At 72.8% G+C, this 14,789-nt stretch carries 12 protein-coding genes; 7 read left to right on the plus strand and 5 right to left on the minus strand.

From position 1 onward, the window contains the following. Positions 1 to 7: 7 nt before the first annotated feature. Complete coding sequence (locus tag C6361_RS18395) at positions 8 to 4,369, minus strand: HEAT repeat domain-containing protein (protein ID WP_107268459.1); 4,362 nt, start codon at positions 4,367 to 4,369, stop codon at positions 8 to 10. 240 nt (positions 4,370 to 4,609) lie between these two features. Between C6361_RS18395 and C6361_RS18400 the strand changes: the two genes are divergently transcribed. Further along, on the plus strand, positions 4,610 to 5,542 hold the full coding sequence (locus C6361_RS18400; RefSeq protein ID WP_107261968.1) for an SCO2521 family protein: 933 nt from the start codon (positions 4,610 to 4,612) through the stop codon (positions 5,540 to 5,542). 55 nt (positions 5,543 to 5,597) lie between these two features. Here C6361_RS18400 and C6361_RS18405 read toward each other — a convergent pair whose 3' ends face one another. The 3 genes from C6361_RS18405 to C6361_RS18415 form a co-directional block, all read right to left on the minus strand. Continuing rightward, complete coding sequence (locus C6361_RS18405) at positions 5,598 to 5,834, minus strand: hypothetical protein (protein ID WP_107268460.1); 237 nt, start codon at positions 5,832 to 5,834, stop codon at positions 5,598 to 5,600. A gap of 79 nt (positions 5,835 to 5,913) precedes the next feature. Continuing rightward, positions 5,914 to 6,375, minus strand: a complete 462-nt coding sequence (mscL, locus tag C6361_RS18410) for a large conductance mechanosensitive channel protein MscL (protein WP_107268461.1) — start codon at positions 6,373 to 6,375, stop codon at positions 5,914 to 5,916. Positions 6,376 to 6,480: 105 nt separating this feature from the next. Then, complete coding sequence (locus C6361_RS18415) at positions 6,481 to 6,834, minus strand: STAS domain-containing protein (protein WP_107261974.1); 354 nt, start codon at positions 6,832 to 6,834, stop codon at positions 6,481 to 6,483. A 167-nt stretch (positions 6,835 to 7,001) separates the two neighbouring features. Between C6361_RS18415 and C6361_RS18420 the strand changes: the two genes are divergently transcribed. Beyond that, positions 7,002 to 7,994: an NAD-dependent epimerase/dehydratase family protein gene (locus C6361_RS18420; protein WP_107268462.1), complete on the plus strand. Its 993-nt coding sequence runs from the start codon at positions 7,002 to 7,004 to the stop codon at positions 7,992 to 7,994. A 22-nt stretch (positions 7,995 to 8,016) separates the two neighbouring features. On the opposite strand, the gene C6361_RS18425 is transcribed toward C6361_RS18420, so the two are convergent. After that, on the minus strand, positions 8,017 to 9,018 hold the full coding sequence (locus tag C6361_RS18425) for a DUF4352 domain-containing protein (protein WP_107268463.1): 1,002 nt from the start codon (positions 9,016 to 9,018) through the stop codon (positions 8,017 to 8,019). 157 nt (positions 9,019 to 9,175) lie between these two features. Between C6361_RS18425 and C6361_RS18430 the strand changes: the two genes are divergently transcribed. The 5 genes from C6361_RS18430 to C6361_RS18450 all read left to right on the plus strand — a co-directional run bounded on the left by C6361_RS18430 (position 9,176) and on the right by C6361_RS18450 (position 14,740). Beyond that, positions 9,176 to 10,135, plus strand: coding sequence for a threonine/serine dehydratase (locus C6361_RS18430; protein WP_107268464.1), 960 nt, complete (start codon positions 9,176 to 9,178; stop codon positions 10,133 to 10,135). A 77-nt stretch (positions 10,136 to 10,212) separates the two neighbouring features. Then, positions 10,213 to 10,977, plus strand: coding sequence for an IclR family transcriptional regulator (locus C6361_RS18435; RefSeq protein ID WP_107261981.1), 765 nt, complete (start codon positions 10,213 to 10,215; stop codon positions 10,975 to 10,977). Between the two features lie 343 nt (positions 10,978 to 11,320). After that, positions 11,321 to 12,583 (plus strand): Ldh family oxidoreductase, encoded by a 1,263-nt coding sequence (locus C6361_RS18440; protein ID WP_107268465.1) that lies wholly within the window; start codon positions 11,321 to 11,323, stop codon positions 12,581 to 12,583. Further along, a complete protein-coding gene (locus C6361_RS18445; RefSeq protein WP_107268466.1) occupies positions 12,552 to 13,976 on the plus strand; it encodes an MFS transporter in 1,425 nt (474 codons plus the stop codon). Before C6361_RS18440 ends, C6361_RS18445 begins: the two co-directional genes overlap by 32 nt. Beyond that, on the plus strand, positions 13,973 to 14,740 hold the full coding sequence (locus tag C6361_RS18450; protein ID WP_107268467.1) for an SDR family NAD(P)-dependent oxidoreductase: 768 nt from the start codon (positions 13,973 to 13,975) through the stop codon (positions 14,738 to 14,740). Before C6361_RS18445 ends, C6361_RS18450 begins: the two co-directional genes overlap by 4 nt. Positions 14,741 to 14,789: the final 49 nt, after the last annotated feature.

Consider the following 14,789-nt stretch of genomic DNA (forward strand, 5'->3'; position numbering starts at 1 on the left):
ACGCCGCTCACCGCCGTACGTCCGGCAGGTGGTCGGGGTCCGCGTCGGGTAGCCAGGTGAGCACCTGACCGGCCCGGCGCCGGAAATCGGGGTCCGGGTCGTCCCGGGCGAGTTCGGTGAGGAGTTCCCGGGTCTGGCGGTCGTCGCCGAAGTGGGTGCCGAGGGCCTGCACCGTGGCGGCCCGCACCGACCAGTCCTGGTCGCGCAGCCGCTCCACGAAGAGGGTACGCACCTCCGGATGCTCGGCGAGGCGTTCACCGAGCACTCGCAGCACCTCCCGGCGCACCTGCACGTCCTTGTCGTTGCCGGCCCGCTCGATCAGCAGCTCGCGTACGGCCCGGTCGGCGCCGAAGTGCTCGCCGAGGATGCGTACCGCCACGGTGCGGATCTGCGGGTCCTCGCCGGTGGCCCGGGTCATCAGCACCTCGCACTGCTCCACGTCGGTGCCGAGCCGGGTGGCGAGTTCCACGGCGGCCTCGTGCACGAGTTCGGCGTCGGGATCGTGCCGGATCCGTTCCAGCAGCGCCTCCCGGACGTCGGCGTCGACACCGACCCGCTGCACCAGCAGGCGTACGGCGGCGAGCCGGACCCGGGCGTTGCTGTCCCCGTGTACCCGACCGGCGAGCAGGTCGTGCACGTCGTCGCGGGAACCGCCCCGTTCCATCACCGCGGTGGCGGCGAGCGCGAAGACGGCGGCGTCCGGGTCGTGGTGCGCCCGGTCGACCAGCACCTGGTGGACCTGGTCGGAGAGCTGCGGCTCCCGGGTCAGCGCCCGGAGCGCGGCGAGCCGCACCTCCGCGTCGGAGTCGGTACGGGCCCGGTCGAGCAGCACCTCCCGGGTGGCCGGATCCCGGCGTACGGTGTCGGCGAGGGCGTTGACGGCGGCGAGGCGTACGGCCGCGTCGGAGTCGTCCCGGGCGAGCCCGGCGAGCACCTCGGAGACGGCGGAGTCCATCCCGACCCGCTCGATCAGGGCCCGGGCGGCGACCAGCCGGATCCGGGCGTCCCGGTCCCGCAGCGCCAGCTCGCCGAGCGCGGCTCCGACCGACGCCTCGGCGCCGATCTCGTCGGTCAGCGCCCGGGCGGCGAGCAGCCGTACGTCGGCGTCCCGGTCGTGGCGGGCGGTGGTGACCAGCAGGTCGATCAGGGCGGTGTCCCGGTCGAAGTGCTCGACCAGCATCCGGAGCGCGACCAGCCGGACGGCCTCGTCGATGTCCCCGCCGGTGCGGCTGACCAGCAGGTCCCGGGTGGCGGTGTCCGGCCCCTGCTGGTCGATCAGGGCGCGGGCGGCGGCCCGGAGCACGCCCGGGTCACGGTCGACCCGGACCCGCTCGACGAGCACCGACCGGACCTTGGCGTCGCCGGCCAGCCGCTCGCCGAGCACCCGCACGCTGGTCCGCCGGGTCACCGGGTCGGTGTCGTCGCGGGCGCGCTCGATCAGCAGGTCCCGGACGTGCCGGGTGGCGGCGAACCGCTCGACCAGGACGTGCGCGGCGGTCCTGGTCACCTCGGCGTCGGTGTCGGTGCGCAGGCACTCCACGAGTACGTCCCGGAGTTCGTCGTCGCCGCCGTACCGGTCACCGAGGGTCTGGATCGCGGTACGCCGTACGCTGGCGTGCTCGTCGGCGTGCGCGCGTTCCCGGAGCAGGTCGCGGACGTTCGGCTCGTCCCGGAAGCGTTCCCCGAGCGACTGCACGGCGGCGAGCCGCACCCCGGCGTACCCGTCGGCGCGGACCCGCTCGATGAGCAGGTCGCGGGCCTCCGGATCGGTGCCGAACCGCTCCCCGAGGGCCTGTACGGCGGCGAGCCGCACCCCGGCGTGGTTGTCGGCCCGGGCGCGCTTGATCAGCCGGGTCCGGGCCCGGGCGGCGGCGGCCTGGTGCGCGGGGCTGTCCACGGCGTTGGTGGCGAGCTGGGCCAGCTCGGCCAGGCCGGCGACCGAGGCGTAGGAAGCCGGGCTGTCGTCCATGCTGGCGAGCACGTCGTCGAAGAGGTCGTCGATCCGCTCGGCCGGGGTGGAGAGCATCGCGGCCAGCCGGGCGGCGTGGGTGGAGACGGGGTTCCAGACGACCCGGACGCCCCGGCGCCGGTACCAGGAGAGGTAGATCTTGCGGCCGGGCCAGTTCGGACCGATCGCCTTGGCGGCCGGCAGGATCTCCTCGTCGATCAGCCGGGCGGTCTCCCGGTCGTCGATCGAGACGCAGTGCTCCAGCAGCAGGATGAGCTGCCGCAGCAGCGTCTCCGCCGGCTTGGCGGCGGCGCTGTGCAGGTTGCGGACCTCGGCCAGGCACTGCACGGCCAGCGCCAGGTTCCACGGCGGCGGGGCGAAGTCGGCCGGCGGCCACGGCTGGTTGACCTCGGTGGTGAGCAGCTGGATGAGCTGCGCGGTGTGGTTCTGGTGCAGCGCGCCGGCGAGCAGCCGGAGCACCTCCCGCCAGGACAGGTCGGCCCAGTGCTGCCGGAAGAGGTCCTTGAGCTGTTCGAAGGAGAGCACCTGGTCGTGCTGGAACTTCGCCAGGATGGCGTCGGCGCAGAAGAACTCCAGGAAGGTGCGGTGCACGAAGCCGTAGACCTGCGGGCCGTACCGGCTGAGGATGAAGTTCCGCTCCCGAAACTGGTCGATCATCGCCAGCGCGATGCTCCGGGCGGTGGCGGCGTCCCGCCGGTAGCGCTCGACGAGATATTGCTCGAAGACGTCGCTGAGTTCCGTCCGGTCGATGTAGTTGACCGTCAGGCCACGGTCGGCGGACTGCATCCGGTACGCCAGCCGGCGCAGCAGCTCCTTCTTGTCCTCCGGGTCCAGGAAACCGGCGACCGAGGACTGCTCCCGCAGGTGCCGGTCGGTGTCCCACTGCGCCACCAGCACGGTCGCGGCGTGGTCGTAGAGCTTCCAGCGTTCCCGGGGGAGCGGCTGGTGCTTGCCGATGATCGCCAGGATGGTCAGCAGCAGCGGGTTGCCGGCGAGTTCCCGGATCGCGTGCGAGTGCCGCATCGCGTCCAGCAACCGGGCCCGCTGGGCGCGGGCGTCCTCCGGCCGGTCCCGGATCGCCAGCCGGTACCAGCTCGACAGGAAGTCGCCGGTCTGCTCCTCGTCCAGGTCCTGCAAGGTGTAGTGCACGAAGCCGACGCTGGTCAGGATGCGCCGCGAATAGCCGATGATCCGGGACGTGACGATCATCCGTACCTGCGGGTGGTTGGCGGCGAAGCCGGCGATCTGCCGGGCCACCTCCTCCCGGCGGTGCCGGTCGAAGACCTCGTCCAGACCGTCCAGGATCATCACCGCCCGGCCGCCGACACCGAGGTGCCGCAGCAGCGCGGCCCGCTCGATGCCGAGCCCGTCGGTGCCGGCCCGGTGGTCGAGATAGTCGACGAAGTTGTCGCACTTCCCCTCGGCGACCAGGGTGATGAAGGAACGCAGCTCGATCAGCAGCGGCAGGTGGTCGGCGAGCGCGGTCAGCCGGTCGTCGACCGGACCACCGGTGAGGCTGAGCGTGACGTACCGGGCCGCGGTCGACTTGCCGGAGCCGGGATCGCCGAGCAACACGATCGCCCGCTGGTCCGGCGCGCCGAGCACGTCGAAGAGCCGCTGCAACGGCTTCGCCCGGTACGACTCGTGCAACTGCACCAACTCCCGGGGATCGACCTCCTCCGGTACGTCCTCGGTGCCGATCCGCCCCTCGGACTGCATCCGGCGCAGCCACTCCCGGGGCAGCTCGGCCGGGGGCGGATCCTCGCGTACCCACTGCTCGACGAAGACCGACATCAACTGGATCCGCAGGTAGTCCTCGGTCTGCTCCGGGGTCAGCGCGTCCAGGTCCAGCACCCCGTAGTGCTGCCGCAGCCGGAGCAGATACTGCTTCAGGGTTTCCCGGCTCAGCGCGTGCATGCCGTCGCCGATCGGCACCCCGGCGTCGGTGAGACAGTTCGCCACCGCCGCCGTCACCATCGCGGCCAGGTCGGCCGGGTCCCGGAAGGTGCTGCACATGTGCCGGTCGGCCAGCTCAGCCCGGAGCGCCTCGATCTTCTCCGCGTCCCGTCCCCGGTCCACGAAGCTGCGCGGCCAGGGCGCCTCCTCGTCCAACAGGAAGATCAGGCACGGCTTGCCGCCGGTGAGCGCCTCCCGATATTCGAGTTCGGTGATCGAGCGGTCGTAGCCGGCCGGGATGAAGCCGTACCGCCAGGCGAAGATGCCGACGTAGACGTCACATTCGGCGACGTCGGCGAGGCAGCGTTCGAGGGGACGCCGGTCCTCGGCCACGTACGACTCCATGGCCATGTCCTCGACCCGCAGCCGGCGCAGCGCCAGTTGCACGGCGGCCCGGCAGTCTTGCAGATCCCGGAAAGTGGCCGAGACGTAGACCTTGGTCACGGCGGCTCCTAGGGGGCGGCGTGAGCGGCGCGTAACGCAACCGTATCAATAGGACGCAACAGCCTGATTTGCGCTGGTGGGAGGCGGTGGGCACCGGGTACCGGACGTTCGCCGACAGACCCTGCCGAATTGCTGCCGACCGATCACCGTCCCCGGCGCGAACATCGGTTACCGTGACGCTGTCACGGCGACCCGGCCCGGTGATGCGGTCACGGTGCCCACGAGGTTGCGGAGGAGCACATGCTCACCCTGGGCGAGGTCCACACCGGACTTCTACAGAACTCCAGCTCGCTTTCGCTGGAGAACACCGCCCAACTCCTCGACCTCCTGGTCGGCCAGCGGGTCCGCCGGTCCGAGCGCCCGATCGCGTACGCGGTCTCGCCGGATCAGCTCACCGGGGTCGACTGCAGGCTGCCGACCCGGACCGGCAGCCGTACCCGGGGCGTGGGGACGGTGGTCTCGCACGCGGCGGTGACCGGCGGGCACGTCCTACAGGGCTCCACCTACACCCGGCTGGACCGGGCGGCCAGCAACCGCCGGTTGATCTGGTCGCACTACCTGTCCCGGCCCGGCTGGGTGGAGACGATCGGCAAGGTCGACATCCGGGACGTGGCGCAGGGCTTCCTCGGCCCCACCTACCAGCCGCAGACGCTCAACCTCGGTGCGATCAGCGCCCGGCTGATCGACGGGGTGCAGAGCTCCTCCCGGCTGGACCGGCGGCCGCCGTTCCGGACCAAGCGCACCCGGCTGCGCTGGGCGGTGCTGCCGGCCGCCGAGCCGGGGACCGAGGCGCACGGCAAGTTCCGGATCGAGTCCGACACGCTGCGTACCCTGGAGTTGACCGCGCCGCAGGAGGCGGTGCCGGCGCTGGTGGAGTTCTGTGAGGACCTCGCCCTGCACGACTGGCTGCTCACCACGCTGCTGTCGCTGATCGAGTTCAGCCTCACCGGGCCGGGCACCCGGACGCAGAAGATCGACCGGCTGCGACCGGCAATCGACTGCCTGCTGCACCTCTGGATGCCGGCCGCCCGGCTCGACGAGTCGGTGCTGCCGGTGTGGCGGGACCTCGAACACCGGCCCGGGTTCACCCGGCAGTGGCAGACCTCGGTGACCCGGATCCGCGACCAGGTGACGCTGAGCACCATCGCCCTGCTGGAAGCGCCGTCCCGCTGACCACGGGCGCCGTCCCGCCGACCGTCGGCACCGCTGCGTCGAGCCGGGCGGTCGGTCATCGGGCGCCGGGCGGCCGGGCGGAGAGTTCCCGCCAGGTGTCGGGCCCGGTCAGCAGGGTCCGGACCACGTCGTACGCCGCCTCCTCGCTGTCGAACTCGTAGAACCGGGAGATCCCCTCGGCGCCGCCCGCGCGCTGCTCCACGTGCCACTGGTCGGCATCCGCCCGGAGGTAGACGTCGCGCCGGGCCAGGCGCCCCCACTTGCCGTTCCACCAGTGCTTTCGTTGCTCCATGCGGGGACCTTATCGAACGTACGTTCGAGAAGATCGCCGGGTGCCGGACCGTCACCCTGGCAGGTGACGGTCCGGGGGCTCAGGGGCGGCGCGGAGCCGGCGGGTACTGCTGGCCGAACCGCTCGTCCGGGCCCTCCGGGTGCCGGTTCGGCGCCCGGCCGGCGGCGACCAGCGCGTCACGGATCTCGGTGAGCAACTTGATCTCCTCGCTCGGCGCGGCCGGCTCCGGCTCCTCACCCCGGCGGCGCCGCTCGGCGAGCCTGTTCAGCGGAAGGACCACCAGGAAGTAGAGCACGGCGGCGGTCATCAGGAAGGTGATGGTGGCGTTGACGAACGCGGCCCAGTCGACCTCCGCCTTGTTCGGCAGTGTCCATTTGCCGGCGGTGATGCCCTCCTCACCGCCGAACATGGTGATCAGCGGCTTCAGGAACGAGTTGGTGAACTGGGTGACCAGGCCGGTGAAGGCCGCGCCGATCACCACGCCGACGGCGAGGTCGACGACGTTCCCCCGCATGATGAAGTCTTTGAAGCCCTTGAGCATTGGCGTCTCCAGGTTGCCGGATTCGTGTCGGTCGACAACCTAGTGCCCAGTGCGGGGGAGACGAAAAGCGGCGGGCGGCCGGCGCGGGACCGGCGGGTGACGCCGTCAGTCGGTGGCGACGGGGCCGCCGGCCACCGCCTCGTCCACCGTGGCGTGCGTCTGGAGCACCTCCACCAGGCCGCTCACCTCGAGGATGCGCAACACCCCCCGGCGCGGCGCCGCCAGCCGGACCATCCCGCCGGCCTCGTCGGCGCTGTTCCGGGCGCGGACGAAGACGGAGAGTCCGGTGGAGTCGCAGAACGTCAGCTCGGCCAGGTCGAAGACCAGCCGGGCGTGCCCCTTCTCCAGCAGGTCCGTGATCTGGTCCTGCAGTTGCGGCGCGGTGGCCATGTCGAGTTCGCCCGCGACCGACACGACGACGACGTCGGCCCGCTCCTCGGTGTGCACCGTCAGGGACATTCGCGACCTCCTGGGATATCGGTCGAACCGTACTCCACAACCGGCCCGGTATGCATGACGGGCGGCGGAAGTCGACCGTCGGACCGCCGTACCGGTGTCGGCGACCGTACTCCGCTCTGCGCGAACAGGGGTTACCGGAGACCGCCCGCGCCGGGCACCATCGCCGGATGCGAATCCTCGTCCTCGGCGGCACCGTCTTCCTCGGCCGGGCCGTCGCCCGGCACGCCCTCGCCGCCGGCCACGACGTCACCTGCGCCGCCCGGGGCTCCTCCGGGGACCCGGTGGACGGCGTCCGCTTCGTCCGGGTGGACCGGGCCGACCCGGCCGGCCTGGCCGCGCTCACCGGCGACTTCGACGCGGTCGTCGACGTGGCCCGGCACCCCGGGCACGTCCGGCACGCGGTCGCCGCGCTTGCCGGCCGAGTGGGGCATTTCACGTTCGTCTCGACCGGCTCGGTGTACGCGGACACCGCCACCGTCGGCCAGCGGGTCGACACCGCCCCGCTCCTGGCACCGGCGCCCCCGGACGCGGAGGACCCGGAACTCTCCGCCGAGTCGTACGGCGCCTGCAAGGTGACCTGCGAGCAGCTCGTGACGGAGGCGTTCGGTGCCGACCGGGTCTTCGTCTGCCGGGCCGGGCTGATCGTCGGGCCGGAGGATCCGAGCGGACGCTTCGAATACTGGGTCCGGCGGGCGGCCCGGGGTGGCGAGGTCCTCGCACCCGGCTCGCCCGACGACGCGGTGCAGTTGGTGGACGTACGCGACCTGGCGGCCTGGATCGTCGCGGCCGCCGAACGCGGGCTCACCGGCACGTACGACGGCACCGGCGCGCCGACGACCAGGGCGGCGCTGCTGGCCGACGTAGTCCCCGACGGTGCCGAGCTGAGCTGGGTGCCCCAGGAGTTCCTGGCGGAGCAGGGGGTGCAGCCCTGGTCCGGCCCGCGTTCGCTGCCGCTGTGGCTGCCTCTGCCCGAGTACGCCGGTTTCCTCACCCGGGACGTCTCCCCGAGCCTGGCGGCGGGGCTGCGGACCCGGCCACTGGCCGAGACCGTCCGGGACACCAGCGCCTGGCTGGCCACCGCCGGCCCGGAGGCGGGCCGGCGGATCGGTCTCACCGAGGCGGAGGAGGCCGAGGTCCTCGCCGCCTGGCGGGCCCGCTGACCCGGCCGTACCCGCCGGGCGGCTATCCGGTGCGGACCTGGATCCCGGGCGAGGTGGCGGCGGTACGCAGCCGGAGCCGGACGATCCGGGCGTCCGGCGGGATGTCGTAGACCACCGCCCCGGTGACCCGGTTGCCGGGGTTGATCTCGCTGAGGAAGCTGACCTGGTCGGCGTTGGCGAGCAGTCCGGCCGAAGTGTCGACCCCGAACCGCTGCCCCGCCGGTCCGTACGCGATCTGAAGGCTGTCCTGGAAGGTCACCGGTCGGGCGCCCAGGTTGCGTACCGCGAGGTCGACCAGGCAGAACTGCCCGACCGCGAGCTGGCTGACCAGCGGGTCGCCGACCTCGGTGAAGCCGCAGCGCACGGAGTGCACCTGGAATTCGAGGTCGCCGTCCCGGGCCGGCTGGTTGAGGCCGACGATCCGGGGGGCCGGGTCGCGCAGCCCGGTGTAGAAGTCCGGCCCCCAGGCGAGCGCGATCACCGCGGCGGCCACGCAACAGCAGGAGAGCACCGCGGCGACGAGACCGAGTACGAACCACCACCGCCGGTCGGTCTGGCGTACGAACTCGGGAGTCCGGGCGGGTCCGCCGGGCGGTGGTCGGCCCGCCTCCGGCCCGGTTCCCGCCTCCGGTGCGGCCGGTTGGGATGCCCAGATCGGCGGCTGCGGTGGCTGCGGCGGGGGGTAACCGCTCAGCGGCGGAGTGCTGACCCGGGTCTCCGGCGTGGACCAGTCCGGTGGTGGCGGCCCCTCGGGGCGGGGTGGGGAGGGCGGGCCCGCGCCGGGGGCGACCGTGTCGGGGAAGCGGCCGGTCAGCGGGATTGGATCCGGGATCTCGTCGACCGAGGACCCGGCCGCCGGATCCGGGGTCGGCTCCCGGGTCGGCCCCTCCGGCGGCGGCGGGTCGATCGCCCAGTCCCACGACCGGGGGACCGGCTCGGCCGGGCGGTCCCCGGCCGGCGGTGGCTCGCCGGAACCGCCGCCGGGCCGGTACGGCTGCTCGCCGGGCTGGTCGGGGCTGGTCATCGCGATCCTCGTATCCTCCGGGGCCTCTGAGGAATAGTAGGCTTTAGCCGTATTCATCCCGGTAGGGATCGTCATTCTGATACCCGCGGAGGCGGGACGGGGCCGGCCGAGCCGCCGCTCCGGGCCACCGTCGGAGCCGCGGTGGCAGGATGATCGGGTGGTTGATCTCGTTACCGTCGACGACGTACGGGCCGCAGCGGGGGACCTGACCGGTGTGGTGCTGCGTACGCCGTTGCTGCCCTGCCGCTGGGACGACCGGCTCTGGCTGAAGCCGGAGAGCCTGCAACCGGTCGGCTCGTTCAAGCTGCGCGGCGTGACGCACGCGGTGGCCCGGCTCGACGCCGAACGGCGGGCCCGGGGCGTGGTCACGCACTCCTCCGGCAACCACGGGCAGGCGCTCGCCTACGCCGCCCGGGCCCGGGGCGTGCCGTGCACGGTCGTGATTCCCGAGGGCGCCACGGCGGCAAAGGTCGACCAGGTACGCGCCCTCGGTGCCGAGGTGCGCATGGTCGCCCCGGCCGACCGGCTGCCGGTCGCCGAGGCGATCGCCGCCGAGCAGGGACGGACCCTGATCCCGCCCTTCGACAACCGGCGGATCATCGCCGGTCAGGGCACCATCGGGCTGGAGGTGCTGGCGGACCTGCCGGAGCTGGACGTGTTGCTGGTGCCGGTCGGCGGGGGCGGGCTCTCCTCCGGGGTCGCGACCGCGGTCAAGGCGCTGCGCCCGGCAGCCCGGGTGATCGGGGTCGAGCCGGCGCTCGCCGCCGACGCCGCCGAGTCGCTGCGCAGCGGCGAGCTGCGGCAGTGGGAACCGGCCCGTACCTACCGGACCAGCGCGGACGGGCTGCGAACCAACCTTTCGGCGCTGACCTTCGCCCACCTCCGCGCCCGGCTGGACGGCATCGTGACGGTCAGCGAGGAGGAGATCGCCGCCGCGACGACCCGGCTGGTCCGGGACGCCCGGCTGGTGGTGGAGCCGAGCGGCGCGGTGGCCACCGCCGCCCGGATGTTCCACGCCGCCGAGCTGCCCGCCGGGCGTACAGTGGCGGTGGTGAGCGGCGGCAACGTCGACCCGGCGGTACTGGCGGCCGCCGCCGGCCGCCCCGACCCGGGCTGACGGGGTGACGATCCGAGCTGGCGGCGCGACGAGGCGGCGCCACCGAGCCGGTCGGCGGTGTTCCCTACATTGGAACCATGGCTGACCGGACCGGTGCGAGCGCCTCGGACAAGACGTTCGCGGTGTTGGAGGCACTGGTCGAGCACAGCCGGCTGACCGACATCGCGGCGGCGACGAACCTGCCGAAGGCAACCGTGCACCGGATTCTCCAGGTGATGGTCGAACGCGGGCTGGCCCGGCCCGCCGGCAACGGGGACTATTTCACCGGCCCCCGGATGCTGGCGCTGGCCGGCCGGGTGATGCACCGGCTGGACCTGCCCGCCCGGGTACGCCCGGAGCTGGAGGAGCTGCAACGGCGCACCGGCCGTACCGTGCACCTGGCGCTGCTGCACGGTGACGAGGCGGTCTACGTGGCCAAGGTGGAGGCGGGCAAGCCGTACCAGCTCGCCTCCCGGGTCGGGATGAGCCTCGACCTGCACAGTACGTCGATCGGCAAGGCCGTCCTGGCGACCCTGGACGACGACCGGGTGGTGGCGCTCGCCGAGCGGACCGGGCTGCGCCGGCACACCCCGGGGACGATCGTCGAGGTCGGGAAGCTGCTCGCCGAACTCGCCACGGTCCGGTCCCGGGGCTGGGCCGAGGACCACGAGGAGAACGAGCCCGGGGTCTCCGCGACCGGCGCGGCGGTGTACGACCACGCCGGGCACGTGATCGGCGGGGTGAGCGCGGCGACGCTGAGCTACGAGGCGGCCGACCAGCCGGCGGACGAGGTGGGCCGGCAGGTGGTCGAGGCCGCCGGCCAGGTCTCCCGGGCCCTCGGCGCCCGCACCGTCCCGGGCTGACGGGGCGCCTGACCACCGGGTGCTGCTGCCGGTGGTGTCGGTCGTGTCGGTCGCACCGGTTGGCTGGGGTCCGGTCGGCCCGGGACGAGTGTCTGTCGGGCGCCCTTTAGAGCTGGGTGCACAGCCGGGGCGGGTGGCCGGCTCGTGGTCGAGTCCGGTCGGGCCCGGGCGCACAGACGGGGCAGCTCGACAGGCTGTTGAAGAAGTGGTGGCAGCCCCGGCTCGGCAGCGAATTGTTTCCATCCGGTTGCGTCGCTCGACGTTACAGGCCAGACTGTGACGAAGGTAACTGTGGAACGGCGTTCCGCAGGACGGAACGACCGTGCTCTGGGGGTGACACCAGATGGCGCACGGCGAGGACCGCGACCAGACCGGCGACCGGGCGACGGCACACCGTTCGCCGTCCTGGTCGACCGTGCCGACCAGCCGCGCGCCGGACCAGCCCGCAGCGGGGGCCGACGACGGGGTGACCCCGGTCGCCGTACCCGCCGACGAGCTGGTGGAGATCGCCGCCCGGATCCTCGCCACCGCCGGCAGCCCGGAACCGACCGCCCGGACCGTCGCCGTCTCGCTGGTCGAATCCGACCTGGTCGGGCACGACTCGCACGGGGTACGCCGGCTGGTCCCGTACGTCGACGCGGTGCGCGGGGGCATGATCGATCCCTCGGCCGACCCCGTCGTCCGACGCCGGCACCGGGCCACCGCCGTCGTCGACGGCCGGCGCGGATTCGGCCAGCTCGCCGCCCGGCTGGCCGTGACCGAGGCCCGCGACCTCGCCCGGGAGTACGGCGTCGGCGTGGTGACGATCGGCAACTGCAACCACATCGGCCGACTCGGCGAGTACGTGCAGACGCTCGCCGAAACGGACGCGGTCGGGCTGGCGTTCTGCAACATCGACCCGACCGTCGCCCCGTACGGCGGCCGGGAGCGCCGGCTCGGCACCAACCCGCTCGCCTGGTCGGCGCCCCGGGCCGACGGGCGGCCCCCGGTGGTCGTCGACTTCGCCACCTCCGCGATCGCCGAGGGCAAGCTCGCGCTCTCGCTGGCCCGGCAGGAGCGGGTCGGCACCGGCCTGCTGGTCGACGCGGAGGGCCGCGACTCGACCGACCCGGCCGACTTCTACACGGGAGGCGCGCTGCTGCCGTTCGGCCAGCACAAGGGCTACGGCCTCAGCGTGATGATCGAGATCGTCGGCGGGCTGCTCTCCGGCGCCGGAGTGTCCAGCCTGCCCGGCTACGACAACACCAACGGCACCGTACTGATCGCCATCGACATCGAGACCTTCGTACCGGTCTCCGGATTCCGGAGCCGGTCGGAGGAGTTCTGCCGACTGCTCGGCGACACCGCGCCCGCCGTCGACACCGACCCCGGCCCGGACGGCGTGCTGGTGCCCGGCGAGAAGGAGGCGCGGACCCGCGCCGCCCGGATCTCCGAGGGGATCACCCTCGCCCCGTCCACCTGGCGCGAACTGGCCGAGCTGCCGGGCGGACCCGAGCTGCCCGGCGTACCCGTACCCGTACCCCACCCCCGAAGCCGCGCCGACGGCGCGGCCCCCTCGCCCGAGGAGAACCCTGATGACACCGGTGGACCCCGCGCCCCCGCCTGAGCCCGAAACCACCTCCGCTCCCTCCGACCAGGAGCGCACCCCACCCGCCGAGCTGCGCCGGGTCGTCTCGGCCTCGCTGGTCGGCACCGCCCTGGAGTGGTACGACTTCTTCATCTACGGCACCGCAGCCGCGCTGGTCTTCGACGAGATCTTCTTCCCGGACGCCGAGCCGGCGGTCGGCACGCTCGTCGCGTTCGCCACCTTCGGGGTGGCGTTCCTGTTCCGTCCGGTCGGCGGCTTCTTCTTCGGCCGGCTCGGTGACCGGATCGGCCGGCGCTCCACACTGATCATCACCACCCTGGTGATGGGCATCGCGACCGGGCTGATCGGCCTGCTGCCGACGTACGACCAGATCGGGGTCTGGGCGCCGATCCTGCTGGTACTGATGCGGATCTGCCAGGGGCTCGGCGCCGGAGCCGAGTTCGGCGGCGCGTCGACCCTGCTCGCCGAGCACGCCCCACCGGAGCGGCGCGGCTACTACGCCTCGTACGCCCAGACCGGGGTGCAGATCGGTCTGGTGCTCGGTACCGTCTCGTTCCTGCTGGTCGGGATGCTCCCCGACGACCAGCTCGAATCCTGGGGCTGGCGGATCCCGTTCCTGGCCAGCTTCCTGATGATCTTCGTGACCGTCTACGTACGGCTCCGGGTCACCGAGTCGCCGGTGTTCCGCCGGATGGAGCGCAGCCGCACCGTGGTCCGGACGCCGATCCTGGACACCCTGAAGATGTACCCCCGCAACTTCCTGGTCGGGATCGGGGCGCACATCTGCGACACCGCGATCGTCTACATCTTCGCCACCTTCAGCGTCGCCTACCTGACCAACGAACTCGACCAGCCGCGCTGGGTGGCGCTGACCGGCGTGATCCTGATGGGGCTGGTGGTGATCGCGGTCCAGCCGATCTACGGCGCACTCTCGGACCGGATCGGCCGCAAGCCGCTCAACGTGTTCAGCGTGGTCTTCACCGCCGCCTTCGCCTTCCCGTACTTCTGGCTGCTCAACACCGAGGTGACCGCGCTGATCTGGCTGGCACTGATCATCGCCGGTGGCATCGGCTTCGCACCGATGATCGCCGTACAGCCGGCGTTCTACGCGGAACTGTTCGGTGCCGGGGTCCGCTACACCGGCTTCGCCGCCTCCCGGGAGATCGGCGCCGCCATCTCCGGCTTCTCCCCACTGGTCGCGGCGGCACTGCTCGGCGCCGCCGACGGCTCACCCTGGCTGGTCGCACTCTGGATCATCTTCACCGCCGTCGTGTCGCTGGTGGCGTTCCTGGTCGCCCGGGAGACCCGGACGATGGACATCAACGCCGTGCACGCGTACCAGGAGGGACCGGAAGCCGGTCCGGGAGCGACGCCGCCGACGGCCTCCACCCCGGTGGAGACGGCGCGATGAACCTGGAGAAGACCGTCGCCGTGGTCACCGGCGGAGGCACCGGGATCGGCCGGGCGGTGAGCCTGGCGCTGGCCCGGGCCGGCGCGGACGCCGTGGTGGTCAACTTCAGCCGGTCCCGGGCCGAGGCCGAGGAGACGGCGGAACGGGCCCGGGAGCGGGCCGGCCGCTCCCGGGCGTTCGCCGCCGACGTCACCGACGACGCCCAGGTACGCGCGATGGCCGAGCAGGTGGTCGCCACCTTCGGCCGGGTCGACGTGCTGGTCAACAACGCCGGTGGTACCCGGGCGGTCGAACACCCCGACCTGGACGGGCTGACCGACGACATCTGGCGGGACGTGCTCGACCTGAACCTGCTCGGCGCGTTCCGCTGCGCCCGCGCCTTCGCGCCCGCGCTGCGGGAGACCGGCGGGGCGATCGTGAACATCTCGTCGATCTCCGGCTACCGGGCCGGCGGCTCCTCGATCGCGTACGGGGTGAGTAAGGCGGCGATGCTCCAGCTCACCCGCAACCTGGCGGTGGCGCTCGCCCCCGAGGTACGGGTCAACGCGGTGGCGCCCGGCACGGTGCAGCACACCCGCTGGCAGCCCGGCCTGCACGGCGAGGAGGGTTTCGCCCAGCGGAGCGCCCAGGAGCGGGAGCTGGTGCCGCTGCGCCGGACCGCCGACCCGGAACACGTCGCGCAGGCGGTGCTCGGGCTGCTCGGCATGGACATGGTCACCGGCGAGGCGGTCATCGTGGACGGCGGCAAACACGTCGTGTACTAGTTCGCCGGGCGGGGTGGAGTTAGCTCCACCCCGCCCCGGGACCTGACGC

Source organism: Plantactinospora sp. BC1, assembly GCF_003030345.1.
In the GTDB taxonomy this organism is placed as follows: domain Bacteria; phylum Actinomycetota; class Actinomycetes; order Mycobacteriales; family Micromonosporaceae; genus Plantactinospora.

Coding starts and splice junctions, on each gene's coding strand:
- C6361_RS18415 (WP_107261974.1), bottom strand. CDS start 6,834: ATGTCCCTGACGGTGCACACCGAGGAGCGGGCCGACGTCGTCGTCGTG.
- C6361_RS18435 (WP_107261981.1), top strand. CDS start 10,213: ATGGCTGACCGGACCGGTGCGAGCGCCTCGGACAAGACGTTCGCGGTG.
- C6361_RS18400 (WP_107261968.1), top strand. CDS start 4,610: ATGCTCACCCTGGGCGAGGTCCACACCGGACTTCTACAGAACTCCAGC.
- C6361_RS18440 (WP_107268465.1), top strand. CDS start 11,321: ATGGCGCACGGCGAGGACCGCGACCAGACCGGCGACCGGGCGACGGCA.
- C6361_RS18445 (WP_107268466.1), top strand. CDS start 12,552: ATGACACCGGTGGACCCCGCGCCCCCGCCTGAGCCCGAAACCACCTCC.
- mscL (WP_107268461.1), bottom strand. CDS start 6,375: ATGCTCAAGGGCTTCAAAGACTTCATCATGCGGGGGAACGTCGTCGAC.
- C6361_RS18450 (WP_107268467.1), top strand. CDS start 13,973: ATGAACCTGGAGAAGACCGTCGCCGTGGTCACCGGCGGAGGCACCGGG.
- C6361_RS18425 (WP_107268463.1), bottom strand. CDS start 9,018: ATGACCAGCCCCGACCAGCCCGGCGAGCAGCCGTACCGGCCCGGCGGC.
- C6361_RS18405 (WP_107268460.1), bottom strand. CDS start 5,834: ATGGAGCAACGAAAGCACTGGTGGAACGGCAAGTGGGGGCGCCTGGCC.
- C6361_RS18420 (WP_107268462.1), top strand. CDS start 7,002: ATGCGAATCCTCGTCCTCGGCGGCACCGTCTTCCTCGGCCGGGCCGTC.